The organism is Bradyrhizobium sp. USDA 4532, from assembly GCF_024171315.1.
GTDB classification, from domain to species: domain Bacteria; phylum Pseudomonadota; class Alphaproteobacteria; order Rhizobiales; family Xanthobacteraceae; genus Bradyrhizobium; species Bradyrhizobium australafricanum.
The window spans coordinates 8,044,328-8,062,664 of record NZ_JALJZN010000001.1 but is presented as its reverse complement, the minus strand read 5'-3'; the positions used below and the strand labels follow the sequence as shown (position 1 = coordinate 8,062,664).

The window sequence follows — 18,337 nt, the reverse complement described above, 5'->3', positions numbered from 1 at the left end:
ATGCGCGTTTTGCTGATTGAAGATGACAGCGCCGTCGCGCAGTCGATCGAATTGATGCTCAAGTCCGAGAGTTTCAACGTCTACACGACGGACCTCGGCGAAGAGGGCGTCGATCTCGGCAAGCTTTACGACTACGACATCATCCTTCTCGACCTCAACCTGCCCGACATGTCCGGCTACGACGTGCTCAAGCAGCTGCGGGTGTCGAAGATCAAAACTCCCATTCTGATCCTCTCCGGCCTCGCCGGCATCGAGGACAAGGTCAAGGGTCTCGGCGTCGGCGCCGACGACTACATGACCAAGCCCTTCCACAAGGACGAACTGGTCGCCCGCATCCACGCGATCGTGCGCCGTTCCAAGGGTCACGCCCAGTCGGTCATCCAGACCGGCGATCTCGTGGTCAATCTCGACACCAAGACGGTCGAGGTCGGCGGCCAGCGCGTGCACCTGACCGGCAAGGAATACCAGATGCTGGAGCTGCTCTCGCTCCGCAAGGGCACCACGCTCACCAAGGAAATGTTCCTCAACCATCTCTACGGCGGCATGGACGAGCCGGAGCTGAAGATCATCGACGTCTTCATCTGCAAGCTCCGCAAGAAGCTCGCCAACGCCTCCGAAGGCCGCAACTTCATCGAGACCGTGTGGGGCCGCGGCTACGTGCTGCGCGAGCCGCACGAGGCCGACGAGCGCATTCCCGCCTGACCTTCCGGGCCCGCAGAGAACCGCAAGGTTCGCTCCTTTCGACCTGAACCCCGCCGCAAATGGCGGGGTTTTTGTTTGGGATTGAACCGGCTGTCGGCATGCGCCGACCAAGGGAACGTGCAATCCTGCCTCGCGCGAATCCCGACGAACTCCCGGACCGCCCCGACATGATCCTGCAATCCCTCGCCGGCCTGCCGGCGTTCCTGGTCTATTTCTGCACGGCGCTGATCGCCGTGGTCGCCTACCTCTTCGTCTACACACGCGTCACGCCGCATGACGAATTCCAGCTGATCCGCGACAACGATCCGGCGGCAGCGATTGCGCTGGGCTTAAGCCTGCTCGGCTTCGTGCTGCCGGTGGTCAGCGCGATCGCCCACTCCGCCAATGTGGTGGACTGCCTGATCTGGAGCATCATCGCGCTGATCGTGCAGATCATCGTCTATTACATCGTGAAGATCCCGGTGCCGAACCTGTCGGGGCGGATCGCCTCCGGCGAAATGGCGCCGGCGATCTGGCTCGGGCTGTCCTCGCTGGCCGCAGGCGCGCTGAACGCGGCCTGCATGATCTACTGAGCCGTTGAGCCACCATGGCGCGCAAACCGAACCCGGACTTCGGCAAACGGCGACCGGTCGTGCCGGCGGTGCCGACGCCGCCGCGGCCGGATGCGCCATCCAAGCGCTCCAACCACGTCGCGCTGCTCTTGATGGGAACGCTCGCGGTCGGCGGCAGCGCCTACGCGCTGATGCCGCGGCCGAATTGCCAGCCGGTGCCGCCGACCCCGCCGGGCGTCACCGCACCGGGCGTCGTCACACCGGTCCCGCCACAACCCGGCGTCGACTGCACAACGCGCAGCTCATCGTCCGGATCGGGCGGCAGCAGCGGCTCGTCGCGCAGCAGCTTCTACAGCGGCAGCTCGTCGTCGAGCGGCACCTCCTCTTCCTCGAGCTCGTCGTCTAGCTCGTCGGTGAGCCGCGGCGGCTTCGGTTCATTCGCGCATGCTTTCGGCTTCAGCGGCAGCTGATGCATGTTGCCGTGTCATCGCCGTGTCATCGCGCTTTCGCTTGCCCGGCGAACGCAGCTGATGGAAACTCGCCATGGCTCCGCAGACGGCAAGGCAGGGATTGCGTTCATGAAACGCTCGCGCCGGGTATGGCTGAAATTGATGGGAAGTATCGCGATCGGCGCGGCGTCGATCGGCCTGACGCCAAGCCATGCCCGCAGCCACCACCATGCAGGACACGGAACGAAGGGAAAATCGGCGGAACGGTCGCCCTCCGGCGGCTTCGGCGGCGCGCCGCGCACCATCGCCCGCTACGGCGACGACGATCCGTCGCATGGCGGAAGCTGACACCAGGCTGACGAGCGAACGCGGTTTCCCCTCATGCAACGCATCGCATGTCCCGAACGCGACGATTGGCGGACGATTGCCGAGAACGCCGGCTTCACCTTCCACACCATCGACGGCGAACGGTACTGGGACGAGCGCGCCTATTACGCCTTCACGCTGGACGAGATCGAGCGCTCGATCGAGGCGCCGACCGGCGAAATCGACGCGATGTGTCTCGAGCTGGCCGGACGCGCGGTCAGGGATGAGCGCTATCTGCGCCGGCTGAAGATACCGGAGGCGTTCTGGGATCTGATCGCGGCAAGCTGGCGCCGCAGGAATCCGAGCCTGTACGGCCGGCTCGATCTCACCTTCGACGGCCGCGGCCCGGCCAGGCTGCTCGAATACAATGCCGATACGCCGACCTCGATCTTCGAGGCCGCGGTGTTTCAATGGACCTGGCTCGAACAGGCAATCCAACGCAACATCATCCCGAAGCGCGCCGACCAGTTCAACTCGATCCACGACCGGCTGATCGAGGCCTGGAAAAGGATCGGCGCGACCCACCCGCTGCATCTCACCGGACTGACCGGAAATCCCGAGGACGCCGGCACGCTCGCCTATCTCGAGGACACCGCGGCGCAGGCCGGGCTGAAGACCACGCTGCTCGACATCGAGGAGATCGGGCTGCGCGACGACGGTCAGTTCGTCGACCTCGACGAACGCCCGATCGCGCTCGCGTTCAAGCTCTATCCGTGGGAATGGATGTTCCATGACGCATTCGGCAAGAACCTCGCGACCGCGCCGACGCAGTGGATCGAGCCGCCATGGAAGGCGATCCTCTCCAACAAGGGCATCCTGCCGCTGCTCTGGGAGATGTTCCCGAACCACCCCAATCTGCTGCCGGCCTATTTCGAGGACGACCCGCAGGCCGCCCAGCTCGGCACGTCGTTCGTGCGCAAGCCGATCTATTCGCGCGAGGGCGCCAATGTCGAGCTGGTCAGCGCCGGCGTCACGCTGGTCGCCGAGCAAGGCCCCTACGGCGCCGAAGGCTTCATCCGCCAGGCGCTGGCGCCGCTGCCGAATTTTTCCGGGCAGTATCCGGTGCTCGGCAGCTGGCTGGTTGACGGCACGCCCTGCGGACTCTCGATTCGGGAAGACGAGAATCCGATCACCGGCAACACCTCGCGCTTCCTGCCGCACGCGATTTTGTAGTTCATGAACGTTGAAAGAACGCGGCTCTGTCGCCGTCATCCTGAGGTGCGAGCGCTTGCGAGCCTCGAAGGATGCACGGCCCCGCTGGTGGCCGTCGACCCTTTGAGACGCCGCTTCGCGGCTCCTCAGCGTGACGGGGTTAAAGCGAGATGTCTCGTCTCACCGCGCAGCGGACGCAACCGCCTTCAGCACATGCAGCGCGGCGCCGGCGCGCGCGACCGGAGCGACGCTCGGCTGATACAGTCCGCGCCGGTCGGGATAGGGCCTGAACAGATTGGTGATGCCGACCACGGATTCCGCCGCGCCAAGCGCCAGCACGCCGTCGGGCTCGAGCATCCGGGCTACCTTGCCGAAGATACCGGCCTTGGTCTGCTGATCGAAATAGATCAGCACGTTGCGGCAGAAGATCACGTCGAAGGTGCCGAGATGCGAGACGTCCTGCAGCAGATTGAGCTGGCGGTGCTGCACCATGCCGCGGATATCGGCGTTGAGCTGCCAGAGCTCGCCCTTCTGCACGAAATACTTGACCAGCAGCTGGATCGGCAGGCCGCGCTGCACCTCGAACTGGCTGAACAGGCCGGCCTTGGCCTTTTCGAGCACCGCCTGCGACAGGTCGGTGGCGATGATCTCGATCCGCCAGCCGGCAAACAGCGCAGTCATCTCCTTCAGCAGCATCGCGATCGAATACGGCTCCTGCCCGGTCGACGACGCCGCGCACCAGATGCGCAAGCTGCGGCGCGCCGCGCGCGCCTGCGCGAGCGCGGGCAGCACCGCTTCCTTCAGATGGTCGAATGGGATCTTGTCGCGAAAGAAGAAGGTCTCGTTGGTGGTCATCGCTTCGACCACCTCGGATGTCAGCAGCTCCGCGCCACCCTTCATCCGCTGCACCAGCTCGGGAATCCCGGCGAGGTTCGACCGGCGCGCCAAGGGCAACAGGCGGCTCTCGACGAGATATTGCTTGTCGGCGGAGAGATCGAGGCCGGAACGCTCTTTCAGCAGCTTACGCAGATACTCGTAGTCCAGCGGCGTCACGAACGGTCTCCCGCAAATACCCGAACAAGCTTCGGTGCGATCTGATTGAGCGGCAGCACCGCGGCGCAGATGCCGGCATTGACCGCAGCACCGGGCATGCCCCACACCACGCTGGTCGCTTCATCCTGGGCGATCACGCTGCCGCCGGCGGCGACGATGTCCTTGCCGCCGCGCATGCCGTCGGAGCCCATGCCGGTCAGGATCACCGACATGATGCTGCCCTGCCAGACATCGATCGCGGAGGTGAACATCGGATCCACCGCGGGCTTGCAGAAATTGACCGGCGGCCCGTCATCGAGCGCGATCGTGGCATCGACGCCGTGGCGGGCGACGCGCATGTGGCGCCCGCCGGGCGCCAGATAGATCTGGCCCGGCTTGATGCTCTCGCCGTCGATCCCCTCATGCGCCGGCCGCTTGCTGGTGCGCGCCAGATGCTCGGCGAGAATGGTCGTGAAGGTCGGCGGCATGTGCTGGGTGATCAGCACCGGGAAGCGATCGATCACCGGGCCGATCTCGGCGACCAGCGTCATCAGCGCCTGCGGGCCGCCGGTCGACGAGCCGATCAGCAGCACCTTGGGCGGCAGCAGGCCGAACGAACGGCGCGTGGCCTGGGCCGGCGCTGTGTGCGCAGCAGCGGGCGCCAGCGGACGCGGCCTGTCATGACCGGGCGCAAGCGGCGGGCTTGCCATCGAGTGCAGCGGGTTGCGCCGCGCCTTGGCGCCGAGATGACGGATCTTCTGGATCAGGTCGTGGCGGAAGGTTTCCGCGGCGGTGGCCTCGCGCGTGCTTTCCGGTTTCGGAATGTAGTCGGACGCACCGAGCGAGAGAGCCTTCAGGCTGATCTCCGCGTTGCGGCGGGTCAGCGTGGAGGCCATGATGACGACGAGATCGCGCTTCTTCGCCAGCAGCTGCGGCAGCGCCGAGATGCCGTCGAGGTCGGGCATCTCGATATCGAGCACCGCGACATCGGGGTTGATGCGTTCGAGCTGGTTGACGGCGTCGAGGCCGGTGCGCAGCGAGGCGACGACTTCCATGTCGGGCTCGGCGCCGATCCAGCGCGAGATCATCCCGCGGATCACCACGGAATCGTCGACCACCATCACCCGCACCTTGTCGGAACGGGTCGATGTCGGGACCGCAGTACTTGTCAACGCAACACTCATGACTTCACCAGCGACGCAACACGACGCACAACAACCGTTGAGCCGAAGGCTTCTGCCGCCGGATCGAACGAAGAATCTAAGTCAGCATGATCTTCTCGGAAAACCGGTTCCCACTTTTCCGGATCATGCTCTAAATGAGTCCGACTTCCTGGAACTTCGCGGTGACGATGTCCCGGTCGAACGGCTTCATGATGTATTCGTTGGCACCGGCATGCAGCGCGCGTGCGATATGCGCGACGTCATTCTCGGTGGTGCAGAACACGACCTTGGGCTGATCGCCGCCGGGCATGCGGCGGAGATTGCCGAGAAACTCGTAGCCGTCCATGACCGGCATGTTCCAGTCGAGCAGCACCGCTTCCGGCATCGCGCGCTTGCAGGCCTCGAGCGCCTTGGCGCCGTCCTCGGCCTCGACGATCTGGAAATCGAGCCCTTCCAGAATGCGACGGGCGACCTTGCGAATGACGCTTGAGTCATCGACAACAAGACAGGTTCTCATCTGCGACCTCTACTTCCTCATCCCCGGTGGGATGTTTCAGTTCTTCAGTTCGGGCGGCCCTGTTCACGCCGCTTTGGCGTCGGGCACCAGTTCGAGCACGCGATCGATATCGAGGACGACCATGAGCTGGCCGTCGAGGCGGTGGACGCCGCCGGCGAGCTTGGCCATGCGGGGATCGAGGTTGACCGGATTGTCCTCGCGGCTGTTTTCGGAGAGCCGCAGCACTTCGCCGATCTGGTCGATCAACAGGCCGTAGGATTCGCCGCGCTGGTCGACGCCGACCGCCATCGGAGGCTTACCGTCGTCGGCCTTCGGCAGCCCGAGCCGGGCGCGCATGTCGACCACGGTGACGATACGTCCGCGCAGATTGAGCACGCCGGCGATCTCGCTGGAGGCCAGCGGCACCCGCGTCAGCCGCTCCGGCATGAACACGTCCTGCACCCGCGAGATCGGCAGGCCGAACAGCTGCCCGCCGATCACGGCGGTGACGTATTCGGCCATCGCGCCTTCGCTTGTCTCGGTCTTGCTGGTCATCGATCCCTGTCCTTATCCCGTGTCAGGCCGCCCGGCGCAGTTCGGCGGTCTGCTCTTTCAGCGCCGCGATCAGCCCGGGACGGTCAAACTTGGCGACATAGTCGTGGAAGCCGGCCTGCCGGCCGCGCTCGATCGCCGCCGGCGACACCATCGCCGACAGCGCGATGATCGGCAGCTGGTTCAGATTGTGGTCGCTTCGGATGTTCTCGGCGAACTCAAAGCCGTTCATCTCGGGCATCTCGATGTCGGTCAGCACGACGTCGAAGCTCTGTCCCGAACGCAGCGCGGCGAGCCCCTCCTGCGCGCCGCCCGCGGTCCTGACCTTGTAGCCGGCGGCCTTCAAGACCGGCGCCAGCATGTTGCGGAAGAAGACTGAGTCATCGACCAGCAGCACCGACTGCGCCGAGGCCGACGGCCGCATCTCCTTGCGCGAGAACCAGTCGGCGAACGCCATCGGCAGGAAGTGGCCGACGTCGATCACCTCGGTGGCCTGGCCCTTGATCACGGCCGAACCGAGGATGCCGTCCTGCGAACCCGCGACCTCGATGTTGAGCCGCTCCTCGACGATGTCGATGATCTCGTCGACCACGAGCCCCATCGAGCGGCCGTCGTCGGCGAACACCAGGATCGGCTGCGAGCCCTGCGACTGCACCTCGACGCCGGCCATCTGCACCAGCGGCATCAGCTGCTCGCGGTATTGCACCATGTAGCGGCCGTTCGAGAGCTCGATCTTGTCGGTTGCGATCTCCTCCAGCCGAGTGACGAGGCCGAGCGGCACCGCCTTGGGCTGCGAGGAGCCGGCGCGGAACACCAACAGCGAGGTCAGCTGCTCGCCGCTTGCGGCGTGGGCGTTCGCATTGTCGTCGGCGAGGTCATGGGCCGAGGAGCCGGACGCGCCGAGCGCTTTTGCAATCCCGTTGGGGTCGATGATCATGATGACGGCGCCATCGCCAAGGATGGTGTTGCCGGAGAACATGTCGATGTGCCGCAGCTTGGTCGACATCGGCTTGACCACGATCTCCTCGGTGTGGAACACGCCGTCGACCACGATGCCGAAGGTCTGGCTACCCACCTGAGTGACCACGATGAAGCCATTCTCGGCATCCGTAGTCGTCGCGCCGTCGTCGATCTTCAAGAGCTTCTTGAGGTGGATCAGCGGCAGCAGCTTGTTGCGCAGGCGCAAGACTGCGGTGTCCTTGATCCGCTCGATGCGGTGCTCGGAGTTGGCGCGGGCCCGCACCAGCTCGACGACAGACAATTGAGGAATCGCAAAGCGGTCGCCGCCGGCTTCCACGATCAAAGCGGAGACGATCGCCAAGGTCAGCGGGATCTTGATGGTGACCGAGGCGCCCTCGCCGGCCACGCTCTTGATGTCGATGGTGCCGCCGATCTGGTCGATATTGGTGCGCACCACGTCCATGCCGACGCCGCGGCCGGACACCGAGGTGACTTGGGCCGCGGTCGAGAAGCCCGGCGCGAAGATGAACTTGTGGATCTGGGCCTCGGTCATCTTCTCGAGCTCGGCCTCGGTGACGAGACCGTTTTGGAGCGCCTTGGCCTTGATCCGCTCGGTGTTGAGCCCGCGGCCATTGTCGGCGATGCAGATGATGATGTGGCCGCCCTCGTGATAGGCGGAGAGGCGAATGGTGCCCTGCTCCGGCTTGCCGGCGGCGACCCGCTCGGCGGTGGTCTCGAGCCCGTGATCGGCGGAGTTGCGCACCATGTGCGTCAGCGGATCCTTGATCAGGTCGAGCACCTGGCGGTCGAGCTCGGTGTCGGCACCGTGCATCTCGAGCTCGATCTGCTTGCCGAGCTCGCCGGAGAGATCGCGGACGATGCGCGGCAGCTTCTGCCAGGCATTGCCGATCGGCTGCATGCGCGTCTTCATGACGCCTTCCTGCAGCTCGGCGGTGACGTTGGAGAGCCGCTGCAAGGGCACCTTGAACTCGGTGTCCTCGTTGCGGCGAGAGATCTCCAGCAGCTGGTTGCGGGTCAGCACCAGCTCGGAGACCATGGTCATGAGGTGTTCGAGGGTGTCGACATTGACCCGGATCGACTGGTTGGCGATCTTGTCGCCTTCCTGGACGTCCTCAGCGGCCGCCTTGCGGGCCGGCTTCTTCACAGCCTCGGCCGGCTCGGCGGCGGGAGCCGCAGCGGCAGGCTTCGCGGCCGGCGCCGGTGCGGCGACTTCGGTCTCGGTCTCGCGGAAGGCGCGCTCGAGCTCGTCGAGCGAGACCTCGCCCGGACGCAGCGGACGCTCCAGCGTCTGCACCACCAGCGTGCCTTCGGTCATGTTAGCCTGCACGGACGGAGCTTCGACGACAGGCACGTCCTCTTCAGCGGCAACCGCCATCGCCGCCATGCCGTGCTCGACCATGGCCTCCAGCTGATCGATCAGATCGCGGTCGTTGCCCTCGGGCTCGGCCTCGGTTGCCTCGAGGCCGCCGAGGATCTCCTTGATGCGGTCGATCGAGGACAGGATCAGCGTCACGGCTTCCGCCGTCACCGGCATGCCGTCGCGGAATTTGCCCATCAAGGTCTCGCCGGCATGCGCCAGCGCCTCGAGCCGCGGCAGCCCGAGGAAGCCGCAAGTGCCCTTGATGGTGTGCACAAGCCGGAAGATGTTATCCAGGATCTTCGCGTTGTTCGGATCCTGCTCGAACTGCACCAGCTGGTTGTCGACCGTATCCAGGCTCTCGCTGCTCTCCGTCAGGAACTCGCGCAACAGATCGTCCATGAAACCAACCTTCGAAAAACGCCGAAAACGCAGCGGCGCGCAACATCGACGCGCCTGACGGAACTCAGGTCAGCTTCTCCGCAAAGCGTTTAAGTTTGGTTGAGCAAATGGAAAGGAACGGGATCAACAAAGAGATAAGGCCGCGCGATCGAATCGCGCGGCCGCTCGTAACCTTTGATTAATGATATCGGCGCGGCCGCGGTCAGGACGCGGCAATGATAACCTTGTCGCCGTCGAGCGCGAGCGTCACCTTCAGCCCGCAGGCTTCCGCCAGCAGGCGGGTGTAGTGCGGTTGCACCGCATGCGCATCGACCGTGTTCGGCGAGGTCGCATTCAGAAGATCGACGATGTTCTGCGGCACGCGCGCATTGAGGCCCGCGGCCGTGATGCGGAAGCTCATGGTCTCACCCTCGCCGACCGGGTCGATGGTGAGCGTGCCGCCGCGCGGAATGGTCTGCTGCGCGATGACCAGCACGTTCAAGAGCAGCTTGACCCGGTTCTTGGGCAACAGCAGCCGCGGCAAATTCCAGGTCAGCGTCACCTTGCCGTCCTCGATATGCCCCTTCGCCATGTTCTGGGCATCGCCGAGATCGATCTGCGCGCCGGAGGAACCGGCCGCGCCGAACGCCAGCCGGCAGAACTGCAACCGCGCCGAAGCGGTCTTGGCGCTCTTGCGAATCAGATCGAGCGCGAAGTCGCGGTCTTCGGGCTTGGGATTGTCGTCAAGGACCTCGAGCCCATTGACGATCGCGCCGACCGGACTGATGAGATCGTGACAGACCCGCGAGCACAAGAGCGCCGCGAGTTCGAGCGCATCGGGAGCGGGACCGGGAGACGAAGTGCCAGACATCAATTGTTTCCTGGAAAGCCGCACGCCGACCGAGGAGTGCGAATCACGCATGCCTGTCGGCTTGATACACCGCGCAGACGGATGCTGCCAGCTTGCGGCGGGACTGATAAAGCATGATCCGGAAAAGTGGAAACCGGTTTTCCGAAAAGATCATGCTCAAACAAGGAGATGAGATCATGATGCGATGCTCCGTCATCGCATCATGATCTCAGGGAACACAAACAGGATATGCGACCCGCTGACATGAGACCCGCACATGAATAAGGCAAAGCCGTCCCTGATCGGCTGCGAGGCCACCGCGACGCTGCTCGAATCACTGACCGAACTGGTGATCCGCGCCGGCGACGCGATTCTTGCGGTCAATCGTTCGACGATGAATGTTGCCGGCAAGGACGATGGGTCGCCGGTCACCGAGGCCGATCTCGCCGCCGACCACATCATCGTCGAAGGGCTGACGCGGCTCGCGCCGCAGGTGTCGCTGCTGTCCGAGGAGCGCGTCCATCTGGCGACGCCGCCCTATAAAGACAGTTTCTTCCTGATCGATCCGCTCGACGGCACCAAGGAGTTCGTTGCCGGCCGCAATGAATTCACCGTCAATGTGGCGCTGGTCACGCAAGGCGTGCCGCTGCTCGGCATCGTCGGCGCACCGGCGCTCGGGCTGATCTGGCGCGGCATCGTCGGCAAGGGCGCGGAGCGGTTGACGCTGCAGGGCGGCGCGGTTTCGCAGGCGGTGCCGATCAAGACCCGTCCCTGCCCGCCGCGCGGCGCGCCATGGACGGTGGCAGTGAGCCGCTCGCATGGCGATGCGCGCACCGAAGCCTTCATCGACGCGCGCGGCAACGCGGTCCGCGCCGTGCTGGGCTCGGCGGTCAAATTCGGCCGTGTCGCCGAGGGCGAAGTCGATATCTATCCCCGCCTGTCGCCGACATCGGAGTGGGATGTTGCGGCAGGTCACGCGGTCGTCGTAGCGGCCGGCGGCAAGGTCACCGATTCGAAGGGAAGCCCATTGCATTTCGGGCTCGGCCGCGAAGACTTCCTGGTGCCGGAATTCATCGCCTGGGGCGACCCGGCCGCGGCGCCGTGATCACTGCGCGAGATTGTCTTCCAGCTCCGGCCAACGCGCCGCGGCCTCCTTCAAAAAACGCGCGGGATCGGCGGCGAACGCGTCACGGCTGCGTTCCCGGTTGAACAGGTAAAGCCTGTTCCCGACGACGGCCCAGAATCGCGGATTGCCCGCGCAGGTGACGCCCCGCACCAGATCGGTCGGATCGTAACCGCCGAATTGCGGGCCATAGATTTCGGGATGCGCCACGAACGAAGCGCGGTTGCCCTCGTTGCGGAAACGCCAGACCACGCCGTTCTCCGCGGCCTCGAATTCCGGCCGCCCCTGGGTGGCGGCGGCGTCGGTGAAATAGGCGACGGGATCGAATCCCTCGATCGCCAATCCGGAGTAGCGGTTCGTCACCACGCGCTCGGTTGTGGTGGCCTGAACAGGCAAGGACGGCCAGATGGCCGCCAAAATGCCCGCCAACAGGCCGAAAAACGCCATCCCCCGGCACGATCCATATCTTTCCTGCCGTTGTGCCGTCATAGTTGATACCGATAACATCCGAGTCGAGGGGACACCGGGCGCAACCTAGAGCCGTGCCTGTTGGCATCAGGTTAAAGGGCAGCGCCCGGATTTCGATAGCAGGGGTTCTTAATGACTTTCGCATCACGCCTTGCCGCGGTCGCGTTTGCCGCGCTGATGTGCTGGAGCGCAGGGGCGTCCGCGCAGCAGGGCCCGCCACCGCAATATCCGCCGCCACAGCGTGAGCCGACCCCGTATACTTACGGGCCCGACGAATTGGTCAATGCCGGACACAAGTTCTTCGGCAATGTCTCGCGCGGACTCGCCTCGGTCATCGAGCGCGCCGTCAGCCAATGGGGCCTGCCCAATGGTTATGTGCTCGGCGAGGAAGGCTCCGGCGCCTTCGTGGCCGGGCTGCGCTATGGCGAAGGCACGCTCTACACCAAGAACGCCGGCGACCTCAGGGTCTACTGGCAGGGTCCCTCGGTCGGCTTCGACTGGGGCGGCGACGGCGCGAGGACCATGACGCTGGTCTACAACCTGCCCTCGACCCAGGCGATCTATCAGCGCTTCGTCGGCATCGACGGCTCGGCCTATATCGTCGGCGGCTTCGGCATGACGGCGCTGACCGCCAACAACATCGTGCTGGTCCCGATTCGCTCGGGCATCGGCTTGCGGCTCGGCGCCAGCGTCGGCTATCTCAAATTCACCCCGCGCGCGACCTGGAACCCGTTCTAAGGCATTTCCAGCCGAGCGGACGCCGGTTCGCATCAAGAAGACGCGTCAGGACAGAATCTGGAGCCTCGATCCGATTCAATCGGAACGAAGCGCGAGGTCGCAGCCCTGATCGGGCGATGAGGCCGGCGCTCCGGCACGGTTAGCAATTCAGGTTAACGCGGCAATCGGGCTGGCCTTTGGCCGGCCCGCCGTGGCATTGTGATTAACAAATTCCTTCTTTTCTTGGAGTGACCCTTCATGATCGAGCCGATCATGTACGCGGCGATCGGTTTCCTGATCTCGATGCTGTGCGGCCTGATGATCGTTCCGCTGGTGCACAACCGGGCGGTGCGGCTGACCACGCGCCGCATGGAGGCGGCCACCCCGCTGTCGATGGCCGAGATCCAGGCCGACAAGGACCAGCTCCGCGCCGAATTCGCCATGTCGGCCCGCCGGCTCGAGATGAGCGTCGACCAGCTCAAGAGCAAGACCACGAGCCAGCTCGCCGAGCTCGGCAAGAAGACCGATGCGATCAACCGCATGAAGATCGAGCTCGGCGAGAAGAACGCCGCGATCTTCGCGCTGGAGGCGCGCGAGAAGGCGATGAAGGATCAGCTTCGCGCCACCGAGGAAGAGTTCTCGGCCAAGACGGAGCTGTTGCGCAACGCCGAGCAGGCGCTGACCGACAAGCAGGGCGAGCTCGGCAAGATCAACGCCGAGCTCAACGACCGCGCGATGACCGCCGACAGCCGCCAGATCGAACTGGTCGCGGTGCGGACCCAGGTCGAGGAGCTGAAGAACCGGGTCGGCGATGCCGCCAGGGAATTCGCGGCAACCGAAGCCCGCCTCGCCCAGGAGCGCAGCCAGTCGGAAACCGCGACGCGCGACCTCACCGACGCGCGCGGCCGGGTCGAGAATCTGAGCCAGCGCGTCACCGATCTCGACCGCCAGCTCGTCGCCCAGGTCAAGGAAGCCGAGATGCTCGGCAACCGGGTCAACGACCTCGAGACGCGGCTTGCGACCCAGGGCAAGCTGCTTGCCGAGCGTGAATTCGAGAACGGCCAGTTGAAGCAGGCCAACGCCGCCGCCGAGCGGACCGTGCAGGAGCTGCGCGAGGAGATCGCGGCAGCGGGCGGCGGCAAATCCTCCGCGCTCGACAAGCTGCGGCAGGAGAAGGCTCAAGTCGAGGAGCAGCTGCGCACCGTCAGCGACGAGCGCGGCAAGCTGCAGCGCGACATCAACGCGATCCAGCAGCAGGCCGAGAGCTCCTGGGCGACCGAGCGGATGGAGAATGCGCTGTTGCGCGAGCGCATCAACGACATTGCCGCCGAGGTGGCCAAGCTCGCGATCCAACTCGAGGGCCCGAATTCGGCGATCGAGGCCATGCTGGCGGCGGAGCCGACGGTGCCGGCCAAGGCGGCTGCCAAGCCCGCCAACGGCGTCTCGCCGGGCAGCGGGTTACCCGAGGGCGGCGGCACGCTCGCCGAGCGCATCCGGGCGCTGCAGTCACACGCCTCCCGCGCCCGCCAGCAAGGCGCCTGATTCCCGCAGGGTTTGGCTTGACACCCCTACCCGGCACTTCGTAAATCGCACGCTCTGACGAAGCGCCTTAATCGACCGGCCGCCGACCAGCGGCCTTTGGCACGTCACATCCCGGACGCATAGCTCAGCGGGAGAGCGTTCCCTTCACACGGGAGAGGTCCAAGGTTCGATCCCTTGTGCGTCCACCATCCTGCCTCCTGAACTCTGCCAGGTGCGAACGATTGTCGACATTCTGCTGTCCTCCGGGACCGCCTCACAAAAATGTCGAAAACAACCCCATGCAAAGTAGCCGAGGCGAGCCGGATCAACGGGTTACGCCATTTCCGAATTTTGATTAACTCGTCGCGCAAAACACCGGCAGGCCAGCGGCGCCGATCTCGGCGATGCGGCCCGGCATTCCGGCTCACTGCCGGCGGCGCTGCGGTGCGGATGACGGCTTGGCGTTGCGCCGGCTGAGCTCGCCGAGCAGGTCGCGAACGGCGCCGTCGAGTTCGTCGGGTGGCGGGATGGCGTGATCGGCGTGCTGCGTGCCGGCCCGCCGATACCAGCCGGAGGCGGAGCTGTCGTCATTCGCGGCGCGAACCTGCGGCGCGCGAACGTGAGCGCGCGAGGCGGATCCCCGCCGCCGGCGCGAGATCAGCTCGCGTGCGCCGTACCCCGAGATGAAACCGATCCCGGCGACGAGAGCGACAATCAGAAGCTCAAGCATCGTGTTGCCCCCAATCACCGTGCCGCAATGCAATATGCGCGACAATGCGGCGGCGGCTTGACCGGGCCGGTTCCTTTTCACTGTATCGAGCACAACCCTGCCCCTCGGAATCGTACGGGGTTTTGTTTGCAGGCCTCCTCGGCTACCTTCCCGGAACTCGCGGGGGCCGGAGTCTGGATGCGCAAGGGCAACGACTACATTTTGAAGCTGCGGCCTTGGTCATTGTCGACATTCGTCGTCGCCCTGCTTGCGGTGGTGCTGGCCACCGCGACCCAGGAGATGTTCTCGAGCTTCGGCATGCAGTTCTATTTCGCGGGCTTCGTGCCGGCGATCCTGATCGCCGGCCTGATGGGCGGCGCGCCCGCCGGCGCGTTTGCGACCATCATCACGGTACCGATCGTCTGGTGGGCGTTCATGCCGCCCTATTTCGAGTTCGGCTGGCCGACGGCCGGCGACTATGACAGCCTGGCGATGTTCCTGCTGTCGAGCGCGCTCTTGGTCTGTTTCTCGCAGCTCTATCGGGAAGCGCTGGCAATTCTGCGGAAGTAGCGGACGACCCAAGCCGCGGCCCGGCCGCCGGCGATAGCGCACCGTTGCCTTGTCGTGGATCGTTCGCTCTCAGATCCCGAACATCCAGATCGCGACGATGGTGGCCAGCGTTGCCACGCCGCTGATGGTCCAGCCCGCCGCGTAGAAGGTGTCCTCGGGGGCGGTGTCGAGCACCGTATTGGTGGTTTCCGTCATTGACCGCCAGCGCATGGCGTCTCTCCTCGGAACTCCTGCCCGGCCAGATAACGCGGCGCCCGGTTCCCGGTTCCGCGGCGGCCATGCCGTTCACGCAGAGCTCACGGATTGCTGATCGGTGCCGCGGAACCCTGCGACATTCTGTCCCGTTGAGGCTCGCCGGAAACCAACTTGGGAGAACATCCGATGCGAACACTGATCCTCGCCGCCACCGCCCTTGCCTTCGTCTCGTCCGCCGCGCTCGCGCAGGACAAGGCGGGCGGCAGCCCGGCCCCCGCCGCGCAGAGCGGCGACACCGCGACCAAGGGCGAGGCGGCCAAGGCGCCGAAGAAAGCGAAGAAGACCGCCAAGAAATCGAGCGCCAAGACCGGTGCCAAGACCGGTGCCGCCACGACCGGCAGCGATGCCACCAAGCAATAAGCAGAAACAATCGCTCGGTGATCCACCTGGCGATCGCGGACTTGGCGATCACGGAAAAGGCCGCCCGAAGGCGGCCTTTTTACTGTCTCGGTGCGGATGTTGCATCGGCCCGTCGCGTCGCAATCGAGTGCGCCGACCACCTCGGGCAGTGGAAAGTTGGGGCAGTGGAAGTTGGATCAGTGCAGGCTGGACCAGCGAATTCAGGTGCGGGAGGGGGAGCGAAAGAGTTGCGGAGCTGATAATCCGCACCGCCATCGGATCGTTCTGAAAATTGACCACCAGCTCCAGGAATTGCTCCACCTCCCGCACCTTCTGTTGTGCCGCGCGTGCAGGGGCGACGCATGATCCAAACGGGCTATCACTGCAAACGCGAGGAAAGATTCATCGATAGACTTAATGCGGAGCGCCATTGTCGCGCCTGTTCGCGAGCCCGCTCTCGCGTAGCCGCTCGGCAAACCAGAGCGATGTCGCGCTATCGATGGCTCCGCCGGCATAGACCTCGGTAAAGCTCACCCCGCCTTGTCCGACGATCACCAGCACGCCCATCGCATAGGCAAACCAGACATTCGGGTCGGTCAGCGCCTGCAGCTTGCGCTGATCGTGCTCGATCGGCTGGTGATTGCTGTCCTTGCGCAGTTCGATGGCCAGGAGATTGTTCGGGATGTCGCGCTGATGCACGACGATATCGGGATAGATCGACTTGCCGAGATGGTCGTCGGTCGAGCTCCCTGAGCCGCGCGGCAGCCGCAGCGTGCGTTCGCCGAGCCGGTCGTAGTTGCAATCGACCTGCCAGCCGGAAAATTGCCGCTCGACATAGACCGCCAGCCGGTGAGTGAGCGTTCGCTCGCCGAGATCGCGCTCCAGCAGGAACATCTCCTGCGCATAGAATTCCTCCACGGCGGCGATCACCTTGTTCAGCTCGGTCTGCATCGACGCCTCCGACTGGACTGGGCCGCCGCCGCGGCCTTTCAGCTACGCCTCTACATATGCACTTCGATCAGCCGCGGTCCCGGCTCCGCGACGGCTTCCGCGAGCGCCTTGTTGAACTCGTCGGCGGTCGTCACCGCCCTGCCCGGTACCCCCATGCCCCTGGCGAGTGCGACGAAGTCGAGCGTCGGCCGGTCGATCTTCAGCATGTCCTGAGCCCGCTTGCCCGGCTCGCCGGCGCCGACGCCGTCGAACTCGCCGCGCAGGATCTGATAGATGCGGTTGGCGAACACAATGGTCACGACGTTGAGCCCTTCGCGCGCCTGGGTCCACAGCGACTGGATCGTGTACATCGCGCTGCCGTCGCCGACCATGCAGATCACCTTGCGGTCCGGACAGGCGACCGCCGCGCCGGTTGCCACCGGCGTCGAGAAGCCGATCGAGCCGCCCATGTTCTGCAGCCAGTCATGCGGCGCGGCCGCCGCCGTCGGCGGGAAGAAGCCGCGGCCCGTGGTGACGGATTCATCGACCATGATGGCGTGCTCGGGGATCGCGCACGCAATCGCCTGCGCGATCGTGGCGTGGTCGAGCGCACCGGTCGGCTTGACCAGTTCCTGCAATTGCTGCGGCTTGACGTCCTGCGCGGTCGCATGCAGCGCGCCCGCGAGCGCCTCGAGCGCCGCGACCGAATTCTCGCCCCAGGCGGTCATGCGATGCACCTCGCAGCCTTCCGCCTTCAGCATGCTCGGCTTGTTCGGATAGGCGAAGAACGCCACGGGATCGTTGGCCTCGACCAGCACGATGTGACGGAATTTCTTCAGGATCGGCAACGCCTGCTCGATCACATAGGGAATGCGGTTGATCGAGAAACGGCCGCGGCCGCGCGCCATGCGCGGGTGATAGGTCTGGCCCATCACCGTGCAGCCGGTCTTGCCGGCGATGCGCTCGGCGAGCGCCAGCCCGTGCTCGGTCAGCGCGCTGCCGGTGACGAGCAGCAGCGTATGCGCGGCATCGCCATGCAGGATCTTCGCCGCGGTGTCGACCGCCTGCGGCGAATAGCTCGGACGCTGCGTGTCCACGGGCACCTCGGCGATGCCGTCGGCTTCGTTCCAGGCGGTGTCGGCCGGCAGGATCAGGGTCGCGATCTGCGGCGGCGCGCTCCTGGCGGCGGCGATCGCAGCCGCGCCGTCGGCGGCGACCGACTTGGCATCCGGCGAGGTGCGCACCCAGGACGACATCGGCCGCGCCAGGCCCTCAATGTCCGACGTCAGCGGAGCATTGTAGCCGATGTGGTAGGTGGCATGCTGACCGACGATGTTGACGATCCCGGAATGCGCCTTCTTGGCGTTGTGCAGATTGGCAAGGCCGTTGGCGAGGCCGGGCCCGAGATGCAGCAGCGTCGAGGCCGGCGTTCCCTTCATGCGGAAATAACCGTCGGCCGCACCGGTCACCACGCCTTCGAACAGACCGAGCACGCAGCGCATGCCCGGGACCTTGTCCAGCGCCGCGACGAAATGCATCTCCGAGGTGCCGGGATTGGTAAAGCAGACATCCACGCCGCCTGCGACCAATGTCCGCACCAGACTTTCCGCACCATTCATGCTCTCGCTCCCGTTTCGAGATGTTCTTGAGGTCGCTCAGAGCATGATCCGATC

The 18,337-nt window shown here is 65.2% G+C and carries 21 protein-coding genes and 1 tRNA gene; 11 read left to right on the top strand and 11 right to left on the bottom strand.

Going from position 1 to position 18,337, the window contains the following annotated elements; all coding sequences use genetic code 11:
- From ctrA to J2R76_RS37180, 5 genes are all read left to right on the top strand, one after another.
- Positions 1 to 702: a response regulator transcription factor CtrA gene (gene ctrA / locus J2R76_RS37200; protein ID WP_016848562.1), complete on the top strand. Its 702-nt coding sequence runs from the start codon at positions 1 to 3 to the stop codon at positions 700 to 702.
- Between the two features lie 167 nt (positions 703 to 869).
- Positions 870 to 1,274, top strand: a complete 405-nt coding sequence (locus J2R76_RS37195; protein WP_057015189.1) for a DUF350 domain-containing protein — start codon at positions 870 to 872, stop codon at positions 1,272 to 1,274.
- 14 nt (positions 1,275 to 1,288) lie between these two features.
- A complete protein-coding gene (locus J2R76_RS37190) occupies positions 1,289 to 1,723 on the top strand; it encodes a hypothetical protein (RefSeq protein ID WP_253625701.1) in 435 nt (144 codons plus the stop codon).
- A gap of 108 nt (positions 1,724 to 1,831) precedes the next feature.
- Positions 1,832 to 2,050, top strand: coding sequence for a hypothetical protein (locus J2R76_RS37185; protein WP_143029822.1), 219 nt, complete (start codon positions 1,832 to 1,834; stop codon positions 2,048 to 2,050).
- A gap of 33 nt (positions 2,051 to 2,083) precedes the next feature.
- Positions 2,084 to 3,241, top strand: a complete 1,158-nt coding sequence (locus J2R76_RS37180) for a glutathionylspermidine synthase family protein (RefSeq protein WP_253625700.1) — start codon at positions 2,084 to 2,086, stop codon at positions 3,239 to 3,241.
- 159 nt (positions 3,242 to 3,400) lie between these two features.
- Here the strand turns inward: J2R76_RS37180 and J2R76_RS37175 are convergent, their stop codons facing one another.
- The 6 genes from J2R76_RS37175 to chpT all read right to left on the bottom strand — a co-directional run bounded on the left by J2R76_RS37175 (position 3,401) and on the right by chpT (position 10,053).
- Positions 3,401 to 4,273 carry a protein-glutamate O-methyltransferase CheR gene (locus tag J2R76_RS37175; protein ID WP_229192928.1) on the bottom strand — a complete coding sequence of 291 codons (873 nt, stop codon included), beginning with the start codon at positions 4,271 to 4,273 and terminating at the stop codon, positions 3,401 to 3,403.
- Entirely contained in the window at positions 4,270 to 5,436 is a 1,167-nt protein-coding gene (locus J2R76_RS37170) for a chemotaxis response regulator protein-glutamate methylesterase (RefSeq protein ID WP_057015193.1), read from the bottom strand. The genes J2R76_RS37175 and J2R76_RS37170 overlap by 4 nt, the downstream gene beginning before the upstream one ends.
- A gap of 130 nt (positions 5,437 to 5,566) precedes the next feature.
- Entirely contained in the window at positions 5,567 to 5,932 is a 366-nt protein-coding gene (locus J2R76_RS37165) for a PleD family two-component system response regulator (RefSeq protein ID WP_018273268.1), read from the bottom strand.
- Positions 5,933 to 5,995: 63 nt separating this feature from the next.
- Positions 5,996 to 6,466, bottom strand: a complete 471-nt coding sequence (locus J2R76_RS37160; protein ID WP_076824388.1) for a chemotaxis protein CheW — start codon at positions 6,464 to 6,466, stop codon at positions 5,996 to 5,998.
- Positions 6,467 to 6,488: 22 nt separating this feature from the next.
- Positions 6,489 to 9,203 carry a hybrid sensor histidine kinase/response regulator gene (locus tag J2R76_RS37155; RefSeq protein ID WP_253625699.1) on the bottom strand — a complete coding sequence of 905 codons (2,715 nt, stop codon included), beginning with the start codon at positions 9,201 to 9,203 and terminating at the stop codon, positions 6,489 to 6,491.
- 202 nt (positions 9,204 to 9,405) lie between these two features.
- Positions 9,406 to 10,053, bottom strand: coding sequence for a histidine phosphotransferase ChpT (gene chpT / locus J2R76_RS37150; RefSeq protein ID WP_253625698.1), 648 nt, complete (start codon positions 10,051 to 10,053; stop codon positions 9,406 to 9,408).
- Positions 10,054 to 10,309: 256 nt separating this feature from the next.
- Here chpT and cysQ point away from each other — a divergent pair, with 256 nt between their 5' ends.
- Positions 10,310 to 11,137, top strand: a complete 828-nt coding sequence (gene cysQ, locus J2R76_RS37145) for a 3'(2'),5'-bisphosphate nucleotidase CysQ (RefSeq protein WP_253625697.1) — start codon at positions 10,310 to 10,312, stop codon at positions 11,135 to 11,137.
- Here cysQ and J2R76_RS37140 read toward each other — a convergent pair whose 3' ends face one another.
- Positions 11,138 to 11,602: a YHS domain-containing (seleno)protein gene (locus tag J2R76_RS37140; protein ID WP_076830784.1), complete on the bottom strand. Its 465-nt coding sequence runs from the start codon at positions 11,600 to 11,602 to the stop codon at positions 11,138 to 11,140. It abuts the gene before it with no gap.
- 153 nt (positions 11,603 to 11,755) lie between these two features.
- Here J2R76_RS37140 and J2R76_RS37135 point away from each other — a divergent pair, with 153 nt between their 5' ends.
- The 3 genes from J2R76_RS37135 (at position 11,756) to J2R76_RS37125 (ending at position 14,070) form a co-directional block, all read left to right on the top strand.
- Positions 11,756 to 12,361, top strand: a complete 606-nt coding sequence (locus J2R76_RS37135; RefSeq protein WP_016843676.1) for a DUF1134 domain-containing protein — start codon at positions 11,756 to 11,758, stop codon at positions 12,359 to 12,361.
- Positions 12,362 to 12,598: 237 nt separating this feature from the next.
- Positions 12,599 to 13,882 (top strand): hypothetical protein, encoded by a 1,284-nt coding sequence (locus J2R76_RS37130; RefSeq protein ID WP_057019308.1) that lies wholly within the window; start codon positions 12,599 to 12,601, stop codon positions 13,880 to 13,882.
- A 113-nt stretch (positions 13,883 to 13,995) separates the two neighbouring features.
- Positions 13,996 to 14,070, top strand: a tRNA-Val gene (locus J2R76_RS37125).
- Between the two features lie 215 nt (positions 14,071 to 14,285).
- Here J2R76_RS37125 and J2R76_RS37120 read toward each other — a convergent pair.
- On the bottom strand, positions 14,286 to 14,591 hold the full coding sequence (locus tag J2R76_RS37120) for a hypothetical protein (protein WP_057019307.1): 306 nt from the start codon (positions 14,589 to 14,591) through the stop codon (positions 14,286 to 14,288).
- 177 nt (positions 14,592 to 14,768) lie between these two features.
- On the opposite strand from J2R76_RS37120, the gene J2R76_RS37115 reads away from it, so the two are divergent.
- Positions 14,769 to 15,140, top strand: a complete 372-nt coding sequence (locus J2R76_RS37115) for a DUF4118 domain-containing protein (RefSeq protein ID WP_057019306.1) — start codon at positions 14,769 to 14,771, stop codon at positions 15,138 to 15,140.
- Between the two features lie 69 nt (positions 15,141 to 15,209).
- On the opposite strand, the gene J2R76_RS37110 is transcribed toward J2R76_RS37115, so the two are convergent.
- Positions 15,210 to 15,350, bottom strand: a complete 141-nt coding sequence (locus J2R76_RS37110) for a hypothetical protein (protein WP_168858519.1) — start codon at positions 15,348 to 15,350, stop codon at positions 15,210 to 15,212.
- A gap of 171 nt (positions 15,351 to 15,521) precedes the next feature.
- Between J2R76_RS37110 and J2R76_RS37105 the strand changes: the two genes are divergently transcribed.
- Positions 15,522 to 15,755: a hypothetical protein gene (locus tag J2R76_RS37105; protein ID WP_253625696.1), complete on the top strand. Its 234-nt coding sequence runs from the start codon at positions 15,522 to 15,524 to the stop codon at positions 15,753 to 15,755.
- Between the two features lie 393 nt (positions 15,756 to 16,148).
- On the opposite strand, the gene J2R76_RS37100 is transcribed toward J2R76_RS37105, so the two are convergent.
- A complete protein-coding gene (locus J2R76_RS37100) occupies positions 16,149 to 16,685 on the bottom strand; it encodes a hypothetical protein (protein WP_076830771.1) in 537 nt (178 codons plus the stop codon).
- A 50-nt stretch (positions 16,686 to 16,735) separates the two neighbouring features.
- Entirely contained in the window at positions 16,736 to 18,283 is a 1,548-nt protein-coding gene (locus J2R76_RS37095; RefSeq protein ID WP_253625695.1) for an acetolactate synthase large subunit, read from the bottom strand.
- Positions 18,284 to 18,337 lie beyond the last annotated feature (54 nt).

Excerpts from the sequence above, each read along its gene's own strand:
- ctrA (WP_016848562.1), top strand. The coding sequence starts at position 1 with ATGCGCGTTTTGCTGATTGAAGATGACAGCGCCGTCGCGCAGTCGATC.
- J2R76_RS37195 (WP_057015189.1), top strand. The coding sequence starts at position 870 with ATGATCCTGCAATCCCTCGCCGGCCTGCCGGCGTTCCTGGTCTATTTC.
- J2R76_RS37190 (WP_253625701.1), top strand. The coding sequence starts at position 1,289 with ATGGCGCGCAAACCGAACCCGGACTTCGGCAAACGGCGACCGGTCGTG.
- J2R76_RS37185 (WP_143029822.1), top strand. The coding sequence starts at position 1,832 with ATGAAACGCTCGCGCCGGGTATGGCTGAAATTGATGGGAAGTATCGCG.
- J2R76_RS37180 (WP_253625700.1), top strand. The coding sequence starts at position 2,084 with ATGCAACGCATCGCATGTCCCGAACGCGACGATTGGCGGACGATTGCC.
- J2R76_RS37170 (WP_057015193.1), bottom strand. The coding sequence starts at position 5,436 with ATGAGTGTTGCGTTGACAAGTACTGCGGTCCCGACATCGACCCGTTCC.
- J2R76_RS37165 (WP_018273268.1), bottom strand. The coding sequence starts at position 5,932 with ATGAGAACCTGTCTTGTTGTCGATGACTCAAGCGTCATTCGCAAGGTC.
- J2R76_RS37160 (WP_076824388.1), bottom strand. The coding sequence starts at position 6,466 with ATGACCAGCAAGACCGAGACAAGCGAAGGCGCGATGGCCGAATACGTC.
- J2R76_RS37155 (WP_253625699.1), bottom strand. The coding sequence starts at position 9,203 with ATGGACGATCTGTTGCGCGAGTTCCTGACGGAGAGCAGCGAGAGCCTG.
- chpT (WP_253625698.1), bottom strand. The coding sequence starts at position 10,053 with ATGTCTGGCACTTCGTCTCCCGGTCCCGCTCCCGATGCGCTCGAACTC.
- cysQ (WP_253625697.1), top strand. The coding sequence starts at position 10,310 with ATGAATAAGGCAAAGCCGTCCCTGATCGGCTGCGAGGCCACCGCGACG.
- J2R76_RS37140 (WP_076830784.1), bottom strand. The coding sequence starts at position 11,602 with ATGGCGTTTTTCGGCCTGTTGGCGGGCATTTTGGCGGCCATCTGGCCG.
- J2R76_RS37135 (WP_016843676.1), top strand. The coding sequence starts at position 11,756 with ATGACTTTCGCATCACGCCTTGCCGCGGTCGCGTTTGCCGCGCTGATG.
- J2R76_RS37130 (WP_057019308.1), top strand. The coding sequence starts at position 12,599 with ATGATCGAGCCGATCATGTACGCGGCGATCGGTTTCCTGATCTCGATG.
- J2R76_RS37120 (WP_057019307.1), bottom strand. The coding sequence starts at position 14,591 with ATGCTTGAGCTTCTGATTGTCGCTCTCGTCGCCGGGATCGGTTTCATC.
- J2R76_RS37115 (WP_057019306.1), top strand. The coding sequence starts at position 14,769 with ATGCGCAAGGGCAACGACTACATTTTGAAGCTGCGGCCTTGGTCATTG.
- J2R76_RS37110 (WP_168858519.1), bottom strand. The coding sequence starts at position 15,350 with ATGCGCTGGCGGTCAATGACGGAAACCACCAATACGGTGCTCGACACC.
- J2R76_RS37105 (WP_253625696.1), top strand. The coding sequence starts at position 15,522 with ATGCGAACACTGATCCTCGCCGCCACCGCCCTTGCCTTCGTCTCGTCC.
- J2R76_RS37100 (WP_076830771.1), bottom strand. The coding sequence starts at position 16,685 with ATGCAGACCGAGCTGAACAAGGTGATCGCCGCCGTGGAGGAATTCTAT.
- J2R76_RS37095 (WP_253625695.1), bottom strand. The coding sequence starts at position 18,283 with ATGAATGGTGCGGAAAGTCTGGTGCGGACATTGGTCGCAGGCGGCGTG.